At 59.9% G+C, this 17,824-nt stretch carries 19 protein-coding genes, 1 tRNA gene and 1 pseudogene; 11 read left to right on the top strand and 10 right to left on the bottom strand.

Annotated features, from left to right (window positions below; all coding sequences use genetic code 11):
- Positions 1-14: 14 nt before the first annotated feature.
- Complete coding sequence (locus R0125_RS02110) at positions 15-1,193, top strand: acetyl-CoA C-acetyltransferase (RefSeq protein ID WP_317236959.1); 1,179 nt, start codon at positions 15-17, stop codon at positions 1,191-1,193.
- Positions 1,194-1,197: 4 nt separating this feature from the next.
- Entirely contained in the window at positions 1,198-1,662 is a 465-nt protein-coding gene (gene trmL / locus R0125_RS02105; RefSeq protein ID WP_248182403.1) for a tRNA (uridine(34)/cytosine(34)/5-carboxymethylaminomethyluridine(34)-2'-O)-methyltransferase TrmL, read from the top strand.
- Between the two features lie 90 nt (positions 1,663-1,752).
- On the opposite strand, the gene secB is transcribed toward trmL, so the two are convergent.
- Complete coding sequence (gene secB / locus R0125_RS02100; protein WP_317236958.1) at positions 1,753-2,253, bottom strand: protein-export chaperone SecB; 501 nt, start codon at positions 2,251-2,253, stop codon at positions 1,753-1,755.
- Between the two features lie 29 nt (positions 2,254-2,282).
- Complete coding sequence (locus R0125_RS02095) at positions 2,283-2,699, bottom strand: rhodanese-like domain-containing protein (RefSeq protein ID WP_248182328.1); 417 nt, start codon at positions 2,697-2,699, stop codon at positions 2,283-2,285.
- 143 nt (positions 2,700-2,842) lie between these two features.
- On the opposite strand from R0125_RS02095, the gene gpmM reads away from it, so the two are divergent.
- From gpmM to R0125_RS02075, 4 genes are all read left to right on the top strand, one after another.
- Complete coding sequence (gene gpmM / locus R0125_RS02090) at positions 2,843-4,390, top strand: 2,3-bisphosphoglycerate-independent phosphoglycerate mutase (protein ID WP_317236957.1); 1,548 nt, start codon at positions 2,843-2,845, stop codon at positions 4,388-4,390.
- Positions 4,387-5,532 (top strand): murein hydrolase activator EnvC family protein, encoded by a 1,146-nt coding sequence (locus R0125_RS02085; RefSeq protein WP_410797542.1) that lies wholly within the window; start codon positions 4,387-4,389, stop codon positions 5,530-5,532. The genes gpmM and R0125_RS02085 overlap by 4 nt, the downstream gene beginning before the upstream one ends.
- A 110-nt stretch (positions 5,533-5,642) precedes the next feature.
- Positions 5,643-7,034, top strand: coding sequence for a S41 family peptidase (locus R0125_RS02080; RefSeq protein WP_317236956.1), 1,392 nt, complete (start codon positions 5,643-5,645; stop codon positions 7,032-7,034).
- Positions 7,034-7,861: a divergent polysaccharide deacetylase family protein gene (locus R0125_RS02075; RefSeq protein WP_248182335.1), complete on the top strand. Its 828-nt coding sequence runs from the start codon at positions 7,034-7,036 to the stop codon at positions 7,859-7,861. Before R0125_RS02080 ends, R0125_RS02075 begins: the two co-directional genes overlap by 1 nt.
- Before the next feature lies 1 nt (position 7,862).
- Here R0125_RS02075 and hisF read toward each other — a convergent pair whose 3' ends face one another.
- From hisF to R0125_RS02050, 5 genes are all read right to left on the bottom strand, one after another.
- Positions 7,863-8,636 (bottom strand): imidazole glycerol phosphate synthase subunit HisF, encoded by a 774-nt coding sequence (hisF, locus tag R0125_RS02070; RefSeq protein ID WP_317236955.1) that lies wholly within the window; start codon positions 8,634-8,636, stop codon positions 7,863-7,865.
- Positions 8,637-8,647: 11 nt separating this feature from the next.
- Positions 8,648-9,385, bottom strand: a complete 738-nt coding sequence (gene hisA, locus R0125_RS02065) for a 1-(5-phosphoribosyl)-5-[(5-phosphoribosylamino)methylideneamino]imidazole-4-carboxamide isomerase (protein ID WP_317236954.1) — start codon at positions 9,383-9,385, stop codon at positions 8,648-8,650.
- Positions 9,379-10,020 carry an imidazole glycerol phosphate synthase subunit HisH gene (gene hisH / locus R0125_RS02060; protein WP_317236953.1) on the bottom strand — a complete coding sequence of 214 codons (642 nt, stop codon included), beginning with the start codon at positions 10,018-10,020 and terminating at the stop codon, positions 9,379-9,381. Before hisH ends, hisA begins: the two co-directional genes overlap by 7 nt.
- A 28-nt stretch (positions 10,021-10,048) precedes the next feature.
- On the bottom strand, positions 10,049-10,642 hold the full coding sequence (gene hisB, locus R0125_RS02055) for an imidazoleglycerol-phosphate dehydratase HisB (RefSeq protein ID WP_248182341.1): 594 nt from the start codon (positions 10,640-10,642) through the stop codon (positions 10,049-10,051).
- A 107-nt stretch (positions 10,643-10,749) separates the two neighbouring features.
- On the bottom strand, positions 10,750-11,211 hold the full coding sequence (locus tag R0125_RS02050; protein WP_317236952.1) for an SRPBCC family protein: 462 nt from the start codon (positions 11,209-11,211) through the stop codon (positions 10,750-10,752).
- A 184-nt stretch (positions 11,212-11,395) separates the two neighbouring features.
- Between R0125_RS02050 and R0125_RS02045 the strand changes: the two genes are divergently transcribed.
- From R0125_RS02045 to R0125_RS02030, 4 genes are all read left to right on the top strand, one after another.
- Positions 11,396-13,645, top strand: a complete 2,250-nt coding sequence (locus R0125_RS02045) for an AsmA family protein (protein ID WP_317236951.1) — start codon at positions 11,396-11,398, stop codon at positions 13,643-13,645.
- Entirely contained in the window at positions 13,642-14,709 is a 1,068-nt protein-coding gene (gene mutY / locus R0125_RS02040; protein ID WP_317236950.1) for an A/G-specific adenine glycosylase, read from the top strand. Before R0125_RS02045 ends, mutY begins: the two co-directional genes overlap by 4 nt.
- 79 nt (positions 14,710-14,788) lie before the next feature.
- Positions 14,789-15,061, top strand: coding sequence for an oxidative damage protection protein (locus R0125_RS02035; RefSeq protein WP_248182345.1), 273 nt, complete (start codon positions 14,789-14,791; stop codon positions 15,059-15,061).
- 120 nt (positions 15,062-15,181) lie between these two features.
- Positions 15,182-15,257: transfer RNA gene (locus R0125_RS02030), tRNA-Phe, on the top strand.
- Between the two features lie 142 nt (positions 15,258-15,399).
- On the opposite strand, the gene R0125_RS02025 is transcribed toward R0125_RS02030, so the two are convergent.
- Positions 15,400-15,555, bottom strand: coding sequence for a hypothetical protein (locus R0125_RS02025; protein WP_248182347.1), 156 nt, complete (start codon positions 15,553-15,555; stop codon positions 15,400-15,402).
- Positions 15,556-15,782: 227 nt separating this feature from the next.
- Between R0125_RS02025 and R0125_RS02020 the strand changes: the two are divergent.
- A pseudogene (locus R0125_RS02020) lies at positions 15,783-16,061 on the top strand (calcium/sodium antiporter); the annotation flags it as partial.
- 5 nt (positions 16,062-16,066) lie between these two features.
- Here the strand turns inward: R0125_RS02020 and R0125_RS02015 are convergent.
- Together R0125_RS02015 and glcF are read right to left on the bottom strand one after the other, a co-directional pair.
- Positions 16,067-16,507: a DUF4124 domain-containing protein gene (locus R0125_RS02015; protein ID WP_317236949.1), complete on the bottom strand. Its 441-nt coding sequence runs from the start codon at positions 16,505-16,507 to the stop codon at positions 16,067-16,069.
- Between the two features lie 49 nt (positions 16,508-16,556).
- On the bottom strand, positions 16,557-17,765 hold the full coding sequence (gene glcF / locus R0125_RS02010) for a glycolate oxidase subunit GlcF (protein WP_317236948.1): 1,209 nt from the start codon (positions 17,763-17,765) through the stop codon (positions 16,557-16,559).
- Between the last annotated feature and the right edge of the window lie 59 nt (positions 17,766-17,824).

Genomic DNA, 17,824 nt, shown 5'->3' with positions numbered 1-17,824 from the left:
ACCGGAGAAAACCTATGCGTGATGTCGTCATTGTTGCCGCCAAACGGACCGCCGTGGGCAGTTTCGGCGGGGGACTGTCGAGCCTGCGGGCCGACCAGCTCGGGTCGGCGGTGATCAAGGCCCTTGTGGAGGAAACCGGCATCCCGGCCGGGCAGATCAATGAGATCGTCCTCGGCCAGGTGCTCACTGCCGGCTGTGGCCAGAATCCGGCGCGCCAGGCGGCCATCAACGCCGGCGTGCCCGCTTCGGTGCCCGCCATGACCATCAACAAAGTCTGCGGTTCGGGTCTGAAAGCCGTGCATATGGCGGTGCAGGCAATTCGCACCGGCGATGCCGAGCTGATGATTGCCGGCGGCCAGGAGAGCATGAGTCAGGCGCCCCACGTGTTGCCGAACAGCCGCAACGGCCAGCGCATGGGCGACTGGAACATGGTGGACACCATGATCAAGGATGGCCTGTGGGATGCCTTCAACGATTACCACATGGGCGTGACCGCCGAGAACATTGTCGATAAATACGGCATCAGCCGGGAAGAACAGGATGAATTTGCGGCTGCCTCACAGCAGAAGGCCGTGGCCGCCCGCAGTGCCGGCTATTTTGACGGTCAGATTGTTCCGGTCAGCATTCCACAGCGTAAAGGCGATCCACTGGTGGTCGACAAAGACGAGAACCCCCGTGACGGCGTCACCGCCGATGGCCTCGGAAAACTGCGCCCGGCGTTCAAAAAAGACGGCACGGTGACGGCGGGCAACGCGTCATCCCTCAACGATGGCGCCGCCGCGGTAATCGTCTGCAGTGCTGACAAGGCAAAAGAGCTGGGGCTGACACCGCTGGCGACGATCAGGGCCCACGCCAACGCCGGCGTTGATCCCACCATCATGGGCACCGGCCCGATTCCGGCGAGCCGTCGCTGCCTGCAGCTGGCGGGCTGGAGCGTGGATGATCTGGATCTGATCGAGGCCAACGAAGCCTTCGCGGCCCAGGCCATTTCGGTGAACCGGGAGCTTGGCTGGGACACCACCAAGGTCAACGTCAACGGCGGTGCGATCGCCATCGGCCACCCCATCGGCGCGTCCGGCTGTCGCATCCTGGTCAGCCTGCTGCACGAGATGCAGCGCCGTGATGCCAAGAAGGGCCTGGCCACTCTCTGCATTGGCGGCGGCATGGGCGTGGCCCTCGCGGTTGAGCGCTGATTCCATGCTGCATGTGGTGCTGTACGAGCCGGAAATTCCGCCCAATACCGGGAATATCATCCGGCTGTGCGCCAATACCGGGTGTCGGCTGCATCTGATTGAGCCGCTGGGATTCAGCCTGGAAGACAAGCAGATGCGGCGGGCGGGGCTGGACTACAGCGAATACGCCACGGTGACCGTGCACAAGGATTACCAGGCTTTTCTGGATAGCGAACAACCAACAAGACTGTTCGGATTGACCACCAAAGGCAGCCAGCCCTATCACGAGACGGCGTTTCAGCCGGGGGACTACCTGATGTTCGGCCCGGAAACCCGGGGCCTGCCCGCCGCTGTGCGGGAATCGCTGCCCGCCAACCAGCGTCTGCGGGTGCCGATGCGCCCGCAGAGCCGCAGCCTGAACCTGTCCAATACCGCCGCTCTGGTGGTGTACGAGGCATGGCGGCAACTGGGGTTTGACGGTGCCGTCTGAGCACCGCGGCAGAAGCGGTGGCAGCAAAGCCCGGACATAAAAAAACCGGCATGCGCCGGTTTTTTTATGGGCAACTCATGGGGAATTCCCTCAGTGAGTCTGCTCCTCTTTGGCTTCACCCACGCCTTCTTCCTGCTTGCGCTTGAGCGCCTGGGCATAGATAGCGTCAAAGTTCACCGGTGCCAGCATCAGGGCCGGGAAGCTGCCTTTGTTCACCACGCCGTCAATCGCCTCACGGGCATACGGGAACAGGATGGTCGGGCAATACGCGCCGAGCATCTGGCCCAGCTGCGGACCTTCAATGCCCTGCAACAGGAACACACCGGCCTGCTGAATCTCGACGATGTACGCCACCTTCTCACCCATTTTTGCGGTGACGGTCAGGGACAACACCACTTCATACTGGTTGTCGCTCACCTTGTTGTGGGAGGTGTTCAGGTCCAGGTTCACCTGCGGCTTCCACTGCTCCTGGAAGACCACCGGCGAGTTGGGAGATTCGAAGGACAGGTCCTTCACATAGATACGCTGCAGCGCGAATTGCGGCTGGTTCTGGTTTTCGCTGCCGGCGGCGCCTTGCTGATTCTCAGCCATGTTCAATCCTTTTCGTATTATTCAGTGTTTTACTTCTTGACCAGAGGAAGGTTACTGCTTTTCCAGTCCGCAATGCCACCATTGAGGCGGACCACGTTCTCATATCCTTCAGCTTTCAGCTGCTTGACCGCCATCGCGGAATGCTGGCCCATCTTGTCGGCCACAATAATCTGCTTGTCCTTGAACTTTTTCAGTTCATTGGCGCGGCCTTTAATGGCGTTCAGCGGGATATTGACCGAACCGGTAATGCGGCCCTCCGTGAAGTCTTTGCGATCACGGATATCCACCACCACGGCTTCGTCACGGTTGATCAGACTTACCGCTCCCTGCGCTGAGATCTTCTGCCCGCCACGGCGGGACTCCAGCAGCAGAATCGCCAGCAGGAAAGCAACGAACAGCGACACCAGAATGTAGTGGTTGACGGCAAATTCAATAAACCTGTCCATGAAAACACCCAGTTAATTAGTTTGGCGGGATTATACACACCCGGCTCCGGTGACAGAAGGCAGACCTACGTGGCCTGACGGAATGAAAACGGTTAGAATCTGCACTTCCCTTTACAAACTTCAAAACCATAGCGGATCAAGTGATGACTGCGACGCGTAAGCCGACTGCACTGATTATTCTGGACGGCTGGGGCCACCGCGACCCAGCCGACGACAATGCCATCAGCAACGCCAACACCCCCTTCTGGGACAAGCTCTGGCAGCAACAGCCGAAAACCCTGATCAACACCTCCGGTATGTTTGTGGGGCTGCCCCAGGGCCAGATGGGCAACTCCGAAGTTGGTCATATGAACCTGGGTGCCGGCCGCGTGGTGTATCAGAGCCTGACCCGCATCGACAAAGACGTTGAAGACGGCACCTTCGCAAAAAACCCGACACTGTGTGCCGCTATCGACAAAGCCGTAGGTAATGGACGTGCCGTTCATCTCATGGGGCTGCTGTCACCGGGCGGTGTGCACAGTCACGAGGATCATATTATGGCAACGGCCGAGATGGCCGCCGCCCGGGGCGCGAAGGAAGTGTATATTCACGCCTTCCTGGACGGTCGCGACATGCCACCGCGCAGCGCCAAGCCGTCGCTGGAAAAAGCCTCCGCCAAACTGAAGAGCCTGGGTGTGGGTCGTGTTGCCTCCATTGTTGGACGCTACTACGCCATGGACCGCGACAACCGCTGGGACCGCGTGGAAGCGGCTTACAACCTGATGACCCTGGGGGATGGCGAGTTTGTGGCAGCGGACCCGATGTCGGCTCTAGAGCAGGCCTACGAGCGCGGTGAAAACGACGAGTTCGTCAAACCCACCCGCATTCACAGTGCCGGTGAGCCAGAAGGCACCATCAACGACGGCGACGCGGTGCTGTTCATGAACTTCCGTGCCGACCGCGCCCGCGAAATGACACGCACCTTCGTGGACAAGGATTTTGACGGTTTCGATCGTCGCAAACATCCGGAACTGGCGGATTTTGTGATGCTGACCGAGTACGCGGCTGATATCAGAACCGCCTGCGCCTACCCGCCGGAGCATCTGAGCAACGGTCTGGGCGAATACGTCTCGGCGCTGGGAAAAACCCAGCTGCGCATCTCCGAAACCGAGAAATACGCCCACGTGACCTTCTTCTTTAACGGCGGCCTGGAAACGCCGTTCGAGGGTGAAGATCGTATTCTGGTGCCCTCCCCCAAGGTGGCAACCTACGATTTGCAACCGGAGATGAGCGCCCCCGAAGTGACCGACAAACTGGTCGAGGCGATCAAGAGCGGCAAGTATGACCTGGTGATCTGCAACTACGCCAACGGCGACATGGTCGGTCACACGGGCAAGCTGGATGCGGCCATCAAGGCCGCCGAATGTCTGGACCAGTGCGTCAAACGCGTTGTCGAGGCGCTGGATGAAGTTGGCGGTGAGGCGCTGATCACCGCCGATCACGGCAACTGCGAGCAGATGACCGACCCCAGCTCCGGCCAGGTTCACACTGCGCACACCATCGGCCCGGTGCCGTTGGTGTACACCGGGCACCGCAAGATCAACCTGAAGGATGATGGCAGTCTGAGCGATGTGGCGCCATCACTGCTGACCCTGATGGGCCTGGAGCAACCAGCGGAAATGACCGGGCACAGCCTGGTAGACATCGATTGATCCGGCCTTTGCTGACCCGACTGCTGCTGATAGCGGCACTGCTCTGCAGTGCCCTGCCGGCAGTGGCCGAGGAAGAAGTGACCCCCGGCCAGATCAGGGCCCTGAAGGAACAGATCGCCGACATTGACCAATGGCTGGCGAAAGCCGAAAAGAACCGCTCCTCACTGGAACGGCAGCTGACGGACCTTGAGCGGGACATCGGCCGGCTGACCCGCGAACGGCGGGAGCTGCGGCAGCAGACGAAAGAACAGCAACAACGCCTGAAAGACCTCGAAAAACAGGAAACTGACCTCACCCGAACCCTGGCAAGCCAGCGCCAAAGCCTGAAAAAGCAGATCCGCGCCGCCTGGATGGAAGGCGACGCGCCAGCGGTCAAAGTTCTGCTCAATGAAATTGATCCGGACAGGATCGCCCGCACCATGACCTACTACGAGTATCTGAGCCGGGACACAGTACAGCGGCTGGAAGTGTTCAACGAGAATCTCCGGCAGTTGCGTGAAACCCGTCAGGACGTTCAGGTCACCCGCGTTCGCCTTGGCAAGCTGGAAAAGGACGTTGAACAACGCCAACAGGAACTGACGGCCAACAAGTCCAAGCGCCAGAAAACCCTCGCCTCACTGAATTCCGAGATCAGCGACCGCAAAGGCGAGCGGGAAGAGCTGGAGGCTGACCGGGAGCGCCTGGAGCTGCTGCTGCGGGAGGTGGAGGAAGCCATCGCCAGCATACCGTCACCCAACGAATCCAAGCCGTTCAAATCTCTACGCAACAAGCTGCCCTGGCCGGCCAAAGGCAAGGTGTTCAGCAATTTCGGCGAGCGCTATGCCGACGGCAAACTGCGCCGCAACGGCCTGATGATGAACACCACAGAAGGCGCTGACATCCGCGCCATTCATTATGGCCGGGTGGTGTTTGCCAATTGGCTCAGGGGCTTCGGGCTGATGACGATTGTCGACCACGGTGACGGCTACATGACACTTTATGGTCACAGCAGCAGCCTGTTCACCAGTCCCGGAGACTGGGTGGACGCCGGCCAGACCATCGCCGCCGCCGGCCGCACCGGCGGCACCGAAGATCCCGCACTCTATTTTGAAATCCGCCACAACGGCAAACCGGTCAACCCCCGCGGCTGGCTTGGCAAGTAAGCCCCCTCCTGGGCCGGATGGCCAAGGGCTGACAAACCGGGACAGTAACGCCATACTGTCCGGACGGGCAGGGAACTGTTCAACCATCGGAATAAACACAGGATAAGTGAATGAGACGGGCCAGAAGTACACATCATGCCAACACCATCCGCGCACTGACTCTGATTGCCTGCTTTGTTGCACTTCCCGGCCTCAGCCACGCCCAGGCATCTGATGACCGAACCGATGAACTGCTTGAGGGCGTGCAGAACGGTGAACGGGTCCAGATTCAGTTACCCGATCCGGAAGAGCAGCTTCCGCTGGACGACCTGCGCAAATTCACCGAGGTGTTCAGCCGCATCAAAGACGCCTATGTGGAAGAAGTTGACGATCGCGAACTGCTGGAGAGCGCGATCAAGGGCATGCTGTCAGAACTCGACCCCCATTCCACGTACCTGGCCCCGAAAGATTATGAGCAGCTGGAAGAAAGCACTTCCGGCGAGTTTGGCGGGCTCGGCATCGAAGTGGGCATGGAAGACGGCTTCGTAAAAGTTATTGCCCCGATTGATGACACCCCGGCCCAGAAAGCCGGCGTGCAGGCAGGAGACCTGATCATCAAGCTTGGCGACCAGCCGGTCAAGGGCATGTCGCTGGGGGAAGCTGTCAAGCTGATGCGTGGCAAGCCCGGCTCCGTCCTCACCCTCACCATCATGCGTGAAGGCGAGAGCGCACCCATCGAAATCGACGTTGAGCGCGACATCATCAAGGTCACCAGCATCAAGTCACGGCTGATCGACAACGGCTATGGCTACGTGCGGATCACACAGTTCCAGGCCGATACCGGCACCCAGTTCAAGGACACCCTGAACAAGCTCGAGGAAGATTACGGCAAAGACCTCGACGGCCTGGTCATCGATTTGCGAAACAATCCCGGCGGCATATTGCAGGCTGCAGTTGAAGCCGCGGATGCCTTGCTGGACGAGGGACTGATCGTCTACACCGAAGGCCGCATCCAGAGCTCCCGCCTTCGTTTCAATGCCAAGGCCGGCGACCTGATGGAAGGCACCCCCATTGTGGTACTGATCAACGGCGGCTCGGCCTCGGCCTCCGAAATCCTTGCGGGTGCCCTCCAGGACCACGAGCGCGCGGTGGTCATGGGCACTCAATCGTTCGGCAAAGGCAGCGTGCAGACCGTTATTCCGCTGGATGAGACCCACGCCATCAAGATGACCACGGCCCGCTACTACACGCCGGATGGCCGCTCGATTCAGGCCAAAGGCATCAGGCCCGACATTGAGGTCAAGCCCGCCGAACTGCAGGAGATCGAGGGTGGCCCCTTCTTTACCGAGGCTGATCTGAGTGGTCATCTGGAGAGCGAGGGCGAGGACAATGCGGCGGGACAGGCTCAGAACGCCTCCGCGGCCGAGCGTGATTATCAGCTGCGCTCGGCGCTCAACCTGCTCAAGGGGCTGCGCATTCTAGACAAGCGCAACAACGGCTCTGACCGGACCAGCATGGATTGATGCCCTTGAAACGACTGCTTATTCTGGTTGCCGCGACTCTGGTGGCATCCTCCGTCAGGGCAGATACCCCCGGCCCTCGCGATGCCGGGCAAATGCCGCCCACCATCGCCATCATCATTGATGATATGGGGCACAATCTTCACGAAGGCACGCGGCTGGTCAATCTCGAGCAGCCGGTGACCCTGGCCTTTCTGCCCTACCGCCGGCACACCGTGCCACTGGCAAAGCTGGCCCATCAGAGACAGAAAGAAATCATGCTGCACGCCCCCATGGCCAACACCCGTAATTTCGGGCTCGGACCCGGCGGGCTGACATCGGATATGGATTCACAGAGCCTGAAAGGCACCCTTCGCCGGGCGCTGCAGTCCATCCCCCACGTCAAAGGCGTCAACAACCACATGGGCAGCCTGCTGACCCAGCAGCTCAAGGCGATGGATTGGGTGATGTCGGAGCTGGACCGGTACCCGGTGTACTTTGTCGACAGCCGCACCATCGCATCGTCCATCGCCGGTGAGGTGGCCGATGCCTATCGCATTCCCACCCTGACCCGTGATGTGTTTCTGGATCACGAGCAAACCGAGGAGTACGTGGATCGGCAATTCAAGCTATTGATCAAGCGGGCGAGGGAAAACGGCAGTGCCGTGGGCATTGGCCACCCGCACAAGGTCACCGTGGACTATCTGGAGAAGCATCTGCCGATGCTGGATGAACAGGGCATTGCGGTGGCCACCGTGAGTGGTCTGTGGGCGATGAGAAACAACAACCGCCCGATGTTTGCGGAAGGCGAAAAGCAGACCATAAGGCCTGCTTACGCCCGGAAAGAATAGATTATTCCCTTACCTCAATCCCCTGGGCTTTCATAAACGCCTTCGCTTCGGGAATAGTGTGCTGGCCAAAGTGGAAAATCGACGCCGCCAGCACCGCGTCCGCACCGCCTTCGGTGACGCCGTCCGCCAGATGCTGCAACTCGCCGACGCCACCGGAGGCAATCACCGGCACCGACACCGCATCGCTGACCGCGCGGGTCAGACCCAGATCAAAACCGATCTTGGTGCCGTCACGATCCATACTGGTCAGCAATAACTCACCAGCGCCCATCTCTGTCATTTTCCGGGCCCACGCCACCACATCCAGCCCGGTGGGCTTGCGACCACCGTGGGTAAATATTTCCCAGCGCGGGGCTTCACCGTCTGCCGACACCCGTTTGGCGTCAATCGCCACCACGATGCACTGACGACCGAACCGCTCCGCCGCTTCGCGCACAAATTCCGGATTGAACACCGCCGCGGTGTTGATCGAGACCTTATCGGCGCCGGCATTCAGCAGCTTGCGAATGTCCTCGACGGTACGCACGCCACCCCCGACAGTCAGCGGGATAAACACCTGGCTGGCCATGCGTTCCACGGTTTCATAGGTGGTGTCGCGGCTCTCGTGGCTGGCAGTGATGTCCAGGAAGGTGATTTCGTCGGCGCCCTGCTCGTTGTATTTACGGGCCACTTCCACCGGGTCTCCGGCATCACGGATATCGACAAAATTCACGCCTTTTACCACGCGGCCCTTGTCCACGTCGAGGCAGGGGATAATGCGTTTGGCCAGTGCCATCGTCGGTATCCTTATGCCTGGAGGCTGTCGCAATAGGCCTGGGCCTCTGCCACATCCAGAGTGCCTTCGTAGATGGCGCGGCCGGTGATGGCACCGAGGATGCCTTTGTCGGCCACGGTAGCCAGACGCTTGAGGTCATCCATGTTGGTGACACCGCCGGAGGCGATCACCGGAATACCGCCGGCTTCCGCCAGCGCCGCTGTCGCTTCCACGTTCACGCCCTGCATCATGCCATCGCGGCTGATGTCGGTGTAGACGATGGAATCCACGCCATCATTGGCAAAGCGCTTGGCCAGATCGGTGGCCATCACTTCCGACACTTCCGCCCAGCCGTCGGTGGCAACACGGCCGTCTTTGGCGTCCAGACCCACAATGATGTGGCCCGGGAATTTTTTGCACATCTCGGTGACAAACTCGGGCTCTTTCACCGCTTTGGTACCGATGATCACCCACTGCACACCGGCCTTCAGGTAGGCTTCGATGGTGTCGGCGGAACGGATGCCACCGCCGATCTGGATCGGCAGGTCCGGATACTTGCGGGCAATAGCCTGAACAATTTCGCCATTCACCGGCTCGCCGGCAAATGCGCCGTTCAGATCCACCAGATGCAGGCGGCGGGCGCCGGCGTCCACCCAGCGGGTGGCCATATCCACGGGATCGTCACCGAACACAGTGGAATCGTCCATGCGGCCCTGGCGCAGGCGCACGCACTTGCCGTCTTTCAGATCAATGGCGGGGATAATCAGCATGTTCCGGTCCAGTCAGTAAAGTTTTTCAGTAACTGCAGCCCCGCCCGGGCGCTTTTCTCCGGGTGGAACTGCGCTGCAAAAATGTTGTCTTTTGCCACCGCGGCGGCCAGATCCACACCGTAACGCGTGCGGCCGGCCATATCGGCATTGCCCTCGGCCTCGGCGTAGTAGCTGTGCACAAAATAGAAACGGTCGCCGTCGGGGATGTTGTGCCACAGCGGATGTTCGAAGGTCTGGTAGACCTCGTTCCAGCCCATGTGAGGCACTTTCAGGCGCTCACCGTTCCCGCTCAGGTCATCGCCAAAGTAGCGTACTTCCGAGGGGAACAGCCCGATGCAGTCGACGCCGCCGTTTTCTTCGCTGCGGGACATCAGTGCCTGCATGCCCACGCAGATACCCAGAAACGGGCGATCCTGCGACACCTCGCGCACCAGGGTGTCGACACCCAGGCGGCGGATTTCGGCCATACAGTCCCGGATAGCGCCGACGCCGGGCAGGATCACCCGGTCGGCTTCGCGGATGGTTTCGGCGTTGTCAGTGACCAGTACGGTGGTGTCCGGGGCTACGTGCTCTACCGCTTTTTTGGCAGAGTGCAGGTTGCCCATGCCGTAGTCGATGATGGCAACGGTTTTCATGGTTGATGCGGTGTCCTTGGATGACCGTTTACAGAGAGCCTTTGGTGGACGGGGTAATACCCGCCATACGCTCGTCCATCTCGATGGCCATGCGCAGGGCACGGCCGAAAGCCTTGAACACCGTTTCGATCTGGTGGTGGGTGTTCTTGCCTTTCAGGTTATCGATGTGCAGGGTCACCATGGAATGATTCACAAAGCCTTGAAAGAACTCCGCGAACAGATCCACATCAAAGCCGCCCACGGAGCCGCGGGTGTAGGGAACGTCCATCATCAGGCCCGGACGCCCGGACAAGTCGATTACCACCCGGGACAGGGCTTCATCCAGCGGCACGTAAGCATGACCGTAACGACGGATACCTTTCTTGTCACCCACTGCCTGCCGGAACGCCTGCCCCAGGGTAATACCGATGTCTTCCACGGTGTGGTGATCGTCGATGTGGAGATCGCCCTTGGAGACGATGTTCAGATCCACCAGCCCGTGGCGGGCGATCTGGTCCATCATGTGCTCGAGGAACGGCACGCCGGTATCAAAAGAAGACGTACCGGTGCCATCGAGATTGATCTCGACAGTGATCTGGGTTTCGAGGGTATTTCTTTCTACCCGAGCCTTACGTTCGGCCATGGGGACTCCAGGTTATAAAGGGCACAATGCCGGAAAATGTTGATTGGCGGATTATACCTTTTCTGGATCCCGGAGTCCCACAATGACGGCGTCGATACCCGGGGTGCTCAGAACGCCTTCTTCAGGTTGTTCATGTAGGTATCCACCAGGCTGTTGAACTCGTGCTTGATCACCGGGCTGATCGCCAGCTTCAGCAGGCTCGGCAGCGGCACCGTGAGTTCTGCACGGGTCTGGAACCTGACCGCGGTGGTGTTATCACCCTTGGCCTTGAGGGTCCAGGAGCCCCGAACCACCCCGTTACCCTCACCCTTGACCGGTTCCCAGGTGATGCGGCCGCCGTCTTTGTCTGCCGCGTACTTGCACGCGTACACGGACTGGATCGCATGCTTGTCCACGCCCACTTTTTCCATTTCCCAGCGGTACGTGTTGTCGCCCAGATCCACCAGCTTGTCGACTTTCGGGAAGTGACTCGCAGAGCGGGGCACATCGGCCAACAGATCGAATACTTCATCGTAACCGCCCGGTATTTCAAGTTCCCGGTTCAGTTCGATCGATACAGTGATAGCCACAGCCAACTCCTTTTTATCGTTGTAGGTTTGTCTTCAGGACAATATGAAAAAACAGTGTGCCTATTTTGGCCTATCAATACCGTATTGTCATACATCGGCGCTTTTATTTTGTTACCCCTGCGTTATCCTTAGATTTACTCACTTTGCGGCACCTGAACGCATCAAATGGAAGGAAGCCTGAAATATGAAAGCTGTTCGCTACATCGCCCTCGCCATTGTCGGCCTTATCGTGCTGGCTATTGCAGCCGTGGCCGTCGCCGTTCTGGTCATCGACCCCAACACCTACAAACCCCAGATCGAGAAGGCGGCCGAAGATGCCACCAACCTTGATCTGATCCTGGAGGGCGACATCGGCTGGTCGTTCATTCCTCTGGGCCTTGAGCTCAACAATGTGGAAGCCATGCTGGAAGGCGAGCGCTTTGTGCGCCTGGACCAACTCGTGGCCCAGGTGGATTTCTGGTCGCTCATTGCCATGTCACCGCGGGTCAACACCTTCCTGCTTGACGGGCTTGATGCCCGCCTGAACGTTGACAAAGACGGCAACGGCAACTGGACACGCATCATGCCTGAGGGTGACGCCACGGGGGAGGACACCGCGGCACAGGAGCAGGCAGCGGCTGATAAACAGGCAACTGAACCGGCGGACACCGAAGCACCGGCCGGCGACAGTGAGCCGCTGAACTTCAACGTTGAGAATGTGCAAATCAGCAACGCTCAGATTCATTACAACGACGCGAGCACCGGTCAATCCGTGACCCTGGAAGACTTCACGGTCAACGCCAGCGAGATCACCCTGGGCAGCAGCTTTCCGCTGGACATCAGCTTCCGTTTCGAAACCAACCAGCCCCAGTTTGCCGTAGACGGCCGCCTCAGTGCCCGCCTTGCGGCCAACGAGGCCCTGAACGAGTTCGGCATTTCGGAACTGGACGCGACCTTCGACATGAACGGCGAGCCGTTCGGCGGCAAATCCGTTACCGCCAAGCTGGCTGGCGCCGTTGAAGCTAATCTGGAGAACGAAACCGCCACGCTTAACGGCTTCACCGCCAGCCTCGCGGACCTGAAACTGAATGCCGATCTGGCGGTTAACGGCTTCGGCGACAAGCCCGAGCTGAAGGGCGAAATGAGCATTGACCAGTTCTCGCTGAAGAAGCTGCTCGCGGCCCTTGGCCAGCCCGCCATTGAGACCGACGATCCGGACGTACTCGAAGCCATTGCCTTCTCTACTCAGATTGGTGGGCCGGCCGGCACCGTGGCACTGAGCGAATTGACCATCAGCCTCGACGACACTACCTTCACTGGCGGCGGCAGCTACACCCTCAACAACAGCGCAGTGGTGCTAGCTCTGCAGGGTGATGCCATCAACGCAGATCGCTACCTGCCACCGAAAGCGGAGGAAGGCGAGACCGCTTCCGAGGAATCGTCCGACGCCGCTCAGGACGGCGACGCTGGTGAGCAGGCCACGGCTGCCGCAGGCGCCCCAGAAGAGTCCGACCTGCTGCCACTGGAAACCCTGCGCACCCTGCTGCTGGACATTGACATTGGCCTGGGCGAGCTGGTCATCAGCAACCTCAACATCAATGAAATCAAGTCGTCCATCACAGCGAAAGACGGTCTGATGAAAGTGGAGGAGTTCAGCGGCAAGCTCTACTACGGCAGCTTCGACGCCAACGTCACGCTGGATGCCCGCAAAGACAATCCCACATGGGCTATCGGCTCCAAAGTAGTCAACGTGCAGACGCTGCCCCTGCTGACCGACCTCGCAGAGGTCGACATGCTTTCAGGCGGCGCCAACCTGAATCTGGATATCAGAACCGCAGGCAACCGCATCTCTGCACTGCGGAACAATGCCAAAGGCGATATCAGCTTCAACCTCGCCGAGGGCGAATTCCGCCAGATGAACCTGACCCGCATGGCCTGCCAGGGCATTGCGCTGGCGAACCAGGACACCCTGAGTGCCAACGACTGGGGTACTACAACGCCATTCAATGACATGAAGGGCACGCTCAAGATTGATGGCAATACACTGAACAACACCGACCTGGTGGCGGCGCTCGCCGGTATGCGTCTGGAGGGTAATGGCACCGTGGATCTGGAAAAAACCGAGCTGGACTACGAGATCGGCCTGAAAGTGGTGGGTGAGATCCACCGCGACGAAGCCTGCCGCGTAACCGAGTACGTAAAAAACGTGGTGATTCCGGTCGAATGCCGCGGCAACTTCTCCGAGGATCCTGCAGGCCTGTGCTCTTTCGACGGTTCACGCTTCCGCGACACCATCAAGGACATTGCAGCCAATGCGGCACGCGCCAAAGTGAAAGAGGAAACCGACCGCGCCAAAGCCAAGGCGGAAGAGAAAGCCCGCGAGAAAATCGATGAGAAGCTGGGCGAAGAAGGCGGCAAGATCAAGGATGCGGTCAAAGGCCTGTTCAACCGATGAGCGACCGGTTTGCCCGGGAGCTTCTGGCCTGGTACGACCAGCACGGCAGGCACGACCTGCCGTGGCACCACAATCGTAGTGCCTACCGGGTCTGGGTATCGGAGATCATGCTCCAGCAGACCCAGGTCGCCACGGTCATTCCCTACTTCGAGGCTTTCATGGCTCGCTTCCCGGATGTGGAAACGCTGGCGGCGGCCCCCGAGGACGATGTACTCAGCCACTGGTCCGGACTGGGCTATTACGCCCGGGCCCGCAACCTGCAGAAAGCGGCGAGAGCCGTGGTCAACGAGTTCAGCGGTGAATTTCCCGACGATCAGCAGCAACTGGAAGCGCTGGCCGGGATCGGCCGCTCCACCGCCGCCGCCATTCTGGCGCAGGCGTTCGGCAAGCGCGCTGCCATTCTTGATGGCAACGTCAAAAGGGTACTGGCACGCTACCACGCCGTACCGGGTTGGCCCGGACAAACCAGCGTACTGAACACGCTCTGGCAGCACGCCGAGCAACACACACCGCACAGCCGGGTTCGCGATTACACCCAGGCCATCATGGACCTGGGCGCCATGGTCTGTACCCGCTCCCGCCCGAAATGCCAGCAATGCCCGCTCCAGAGCGGCTGTGTCGCCTACGAGAATGACGACATCCGCCTGTACCCGGGCTCCAAGCCAAAGAAAGCCAAGCCCGAAAAGATTACCTGGATGGTCATTCTCGAAGACCATGCAGGTCGTATCCTGCTGGAAAGACGCCCACCCAGTGGCATTTGGGGCGGCCTGTGGAGCCTGCCGGAACTGGACCCGGCCCTGGGTGCCGATGAGCTGCCCGAAGCCTGCGGGCAGGCTTTCGGCTTTGCCTGCGGCGATGCGGAACTGATTGGCGGCTTCCGCCACACGTTCAGCCATTACCACCTGCACATCCAGCCCGCGAGATTGGCGGTCCATTCCACGAACACAACGGTGAGTGACAACGACGGCCAGCGCTGGCTGCACCGGGATGAAGCCCTCACCCTCGGCTTGCCGGCCCCGATCCGCAACCTGCTGACCAACCCCGAACAGCCGGCCCTCATCTGACCACCGGCTTATCTGTTATCATCGCGCAACGTCAGACACAGCGCCGGGTTAACCGGCGCCCGATTCAACAGGACCCGATATGAGCCGCACCGTTTTCTGCCGCAAATACCAGCAAGAACTGGAAGGACTGGACTTCCCCCCGATGCCTGGCAAGAAAGGCCAGGAAATCTGGGAGAACGTTTCCAAGAAAGCGTGGGAAGAATGGCAGAACCAGCAAACCATGCTGATCAACGAAAAGCACCTGAGCCTGATGGACCCGAACACCCGCAAATACCTGCAGGCGCAGATGGAACGCTTCTTCAATAACGAGCCGTTCGACAAGGCCGAAGGCTACGTGCCACCGGAGCAATAGGCGCAATTGATTAAAGCCTGAGCAACCGCTAAAAGATCCGGAAATATTTGGCTTACAGCCTTGACTCAAAACAGTGAAACCGGTTTAATAGCGCCCCGTTGCACAGCAGACGCGCAACACGCCCGGATAGCTCAGTTGGTAGAGCAGGGGATTGAAAATCCCCGTGTCGGTGGTTCGATTCCGCCTCCGGGCACCATTTAGAATTCTGATGAAGCCCGCCTTTTGCGGGCTTTGTTGTTATTGGTCCGCCGTTATTTCCTCACCCTGCCCCAACGGTTTGCGCCTGGAATTAAAGCGATTGACCGCCGCCAACCCGAAAGACTTTCGTAAAACCGCAGTCATGCAGCCTTGCGAAAATCCTCCGCCCGCACACACTTGTCGCGCTGACGCTTGTACTTGCTCTTGTCCTCAACCACTCGCATCTGGTACTTCGGTGTTTTCAGGTCGCGCTTGATGGCGCTTTCCTGAGTGGGTTTTGCCCGTTTACTGGCCATGAGATTTCTCCTGTTGGCGCTGCTGAGAATGTGCGCAATCAGTTTAGCACTTTTCCGCAAGGTGCCAGCGCCCGCTATGGTTCTGGGCGTGACAATCAACACTCTTGACCCTGCCTTGCCGATTGCAAATGACTGTCGGTTAACCGCAGACTGTGCACTCTGATCGTGACCGACTGACACCGCGAGGATCCATAATGCTTCCAGCTCTGCTTGCCATTGCCGCCTGACTGGCCCTGCTGGTCTGGAGTGCCGATCGTTTTGTCGAGGGCTCCGCGGTGACCGCGCGCCATTTCGGCATGCCGCCGCTGCTGATCGGCATGGTGGTGGTGGGCTTTGGCACGTCGGCCCCGGAAATGGTGGTTTCCGCGCTGGCAGCCTCGCAGGGCAATCCCAGGCTGGCGCTGGGCAATGCTTACGGCTCCAACATTACCAATATTGCGCTGATACTCGGCATCACCGCCATAATCTCGCCCATTGCCGTGCACTCTCAGGTCAGGCGCAACGAGACGTTTTACTGCAGAAGACACTCGCGGCTGAGCGCCTGGCTGACACTGCGCCGCTGACGCCGCAGACGGTTGCCCTGATCGTTGCTGTAGCCGGCACGCAGCTGCCGCTGGATACGGGCGAGGCGTTTGCGGTAGCCGGCACACTGCTTGTCGTTACTGGCGCTGGCCAGCCCGGTCGAACTCCGCGACCGGGTGCGTGACGACGACGCCTTCAAACTCTGGCGGATATCCTTTCGAATCGTGTTCACCCGCCTGCCCTGCTCCAGGTTTTCTGACATGGACCCCACCGACGGCTGTTTCAGCGTCACGGTCTCGTGGCTCTGGTTACGGGGCTGGGTATCGGTGAAGTGCACTACGCCCTGGTCGTCTGTCCAGGAGTAAACACCGGCAAAGGCGGGTGCTGAGAATAATGCAGATAACAGAAATAGCGCCATGGTCCCTGGCATAAGATTCCACTCCCTGTGGTTTCAAATGAGCCGGGGACTATAGCAGATGTTACTGGTCCAGTAATTCGATCCAGTGCTGAACCGGCAAGGCGGAGCGGGTTTCCAGATGCATCTGACAGCCGATGTTGGCCGTCACGATGCGGTCCGGATTGTCGACGGTGAGCGCCGTGAGCTTGTTGGCTAGCAGCTTCTGGCTCAGTTCCGGCTGCAGCACCGAGTAGGTGCCCGCCGAACCGCAACACAGATGCTTGTCCTTGGTGGCCGCCAGGGTCACACCGGCCCGCGCCAGCACCTGCTCCACCACGCCGTTCTGCTTCATGGCGTGCTGCAGGGTGCAGGGGCAATGGAAAGCGACCTTGCCCGGGTTCTGCCGCACTTTCAGCTTCTCCAGATCCTGGCTGAGCAAGAAGGCGCCAAGATCGACCGTCAGGTCGCTGACCTTTTGCGCCTTGGCGGCGTAAACCGGGTCGTGTTGCAGCAGGTGCCCGTAGTCCTGCACCATGGCACCGCAGCCCGACGCGGTCATGATGATGGCCTCAGCGCCGGCTTCGATGGCGGGCCACCAGGCGTCGATGTTCTGGCGCATGCGCTCCAGGGCCTTGTCATGTTCCGACAGGTGGTGATTCACCGCACCGCAACAGCCCGCTTCCGGGGCTTCCACCATGGTAATCCCCAGACGGTCGAGTATACGGGCGGCGGCGGCGTTGGTGTTGGGCGTGGCGGATGGCTGAACACAGCCGGCCAGTGCCAGCACAATGCGGCTGTGGCTGGCCGCCGGCCAGGGGGTGGCCGCTTTTCTCGGCGGCACTTTGGTGCGCAGTTTTTCCGGCAATGCCGGGCGGAACAGCTGGCCCAGCCGCAGTAACAGTCCGAACAGCCGGCGATTGGGGATCACTCGGGCCAGCGCCCAGCGCATCCACCTGTCTTTGGGCGCACGCGGCATTTCCTGCTCCATCAGTCCGCGGCTGATGTCCACCAGGCGGCCGTACTGCACGCCGGAAGGACAGGTGGTCTCGCAGCTGCGGCAGGTGAGGCAGCGGTCCAGGTGCTCGCGGGTTTTTTCGGTAACTTCCGCGCCTTCGAGGAACATTTTCATCAGGTAGATGCGGCCGCGGGGGCCGTCGCGTTCGTCGTTCAGCTCCTGGTAAGTCGGACAGGTGGCGGTGCAGAAGCCACAATGGACGCAGGCCCGCAGGATGGATTCGGCCTCCTGCCCTTCCGGGGTGTTGGCAAATTGCTGTACTAGATTCGTTTGCATGGTTTACCTATAAGTTCGGTGCTCAAGCGCCAGCCCAGCGCTTCCCGGACATCTCAGTT

This window comes from Marinobacter sp. M-5, from assembly GCF_032911545.1.
Lineage (GTDB): Bacteria > Pseudomonadota > Gammaproteobacteria > Pseudomonadales > Oleiphilaceae > Marinobacter > Marinobacter goseongensis.
This window is presented reverse-complemented; position numbering and strand designations above follow the sequence as displayed.

Bases quoted from the DNA above. Each gene is read 5' to 3' on its own strand.
- R0125_RS02110 (WP_317236959.1), top strand. From the start codon at position 15: ATGCGTGATGTCGTCATTGTTGCCGCCAAACGGACCGCCGTGGGCAGT.
- trmL (WP_248182403.1), top strand. From the start codon at position 1,198: ATGCTGCATGTGGTGCTGTACGAGCCGGAAATTCCGCCCAATACCGGG.
- secB (WP_317236958.1), bottom strand. From the start codon at position 2,253: ATGGCTGAGAATCAGCAAGGCGCCGCCGGCAGCGAAAACCAGAACCAG.
- R0125_RS02095 (WP_248182328.1), bottom strand. From the start codon at position 2,699: ATGGACAGGTTTATTGAATTTGCCGTCAACCACTACATTCTGGTGTCG.
- gpmM (WP_317236957.1), top strand. From the start codon at position 2,843: ATGACTGCGACGCGTAAGCCGACTGCACTGATTATTCTGGACGGCTGG.
- R0125_RS02080 (WP_317236956.1), top strand. From the start codon at position 5,643: ATGAGACGGGCCAGAAGTACACATCATGCCAACACCATCCGCGCACTG.
- R0125_RS02075 (WP_248182335.1), top strand. From the start codon at position 7,034: ATGCCCTTGAAACGACTGCTTATTCTGGTTGCCGCGACTCTGGTGGCA.
- hisF (WP_317236955.1), bottom strand. From the start codon at position 8,636: ATGGCACTGGCCAAACGCATTATCCCCTGCCTCGACGTGGACAAGGGC.
- hisA (WP_317236954.1), bottom strand. From the start codon at position 9,385: ATGCTGATTATCCCCGCCATTGATCTGAAAGACGGCAAGTGCGTGCGC.
- hisH (WP_317236953.1), bottom strand. From the start codon at position 10,020: ATGAAAACCGTTGCCATCATCGACTACGGCATGGGCAACCTGCACTCT.
- hisB (WP_248182341.1), bottom strand. From the start codon at position 10,642: ATGGCCGAACGTAAGGCTCGGGTAGAAAGAAATACCCTCGAAACCCAG.
- R0125_RS02045 (WP_317236951.1), top strand. From the start codon at position 11,396: ATGAAAGCTGTTCGCTACATCGCCCTCGCCATTGTCGGCCTTATCGTG.
- mutY (WP_317236950.1), top strand. From the start codon at position 13,642: ATGAGCGACCGGTTTGCCCGGGAGCTTCTGGCCTGGTACGACCAGCAC.
- R0125_RS02035 (WP_248182345.1), top strand. From the start codon at position 14,789: ATGAGCCGCACCGTTTTCTGCCGCAAATACCAGCAAGAACTGGAAGGA.
- R0125_RS02025 (WP_248182347.1), bottom strand. From the start codon at position 15,555: ATGGCCAGTAAACGGGCAAAACCCACTCAGGAAAGCGCCATCAAGCGC.
- R0125_RS02015 (WP_317236949.1), bottom strand. From the start codon at position 16,507: ATGCCAGGGACCATGGCGCTATTTCTGTTATCTGCATTATTCTCAGCA.
- glcF (WP_317236948.1), bottom strand. From the start codon at position 17,765: ATGCAAACGAATCTAGTACAGCAATTTGCCAACACCCCGGAAGGGCAG.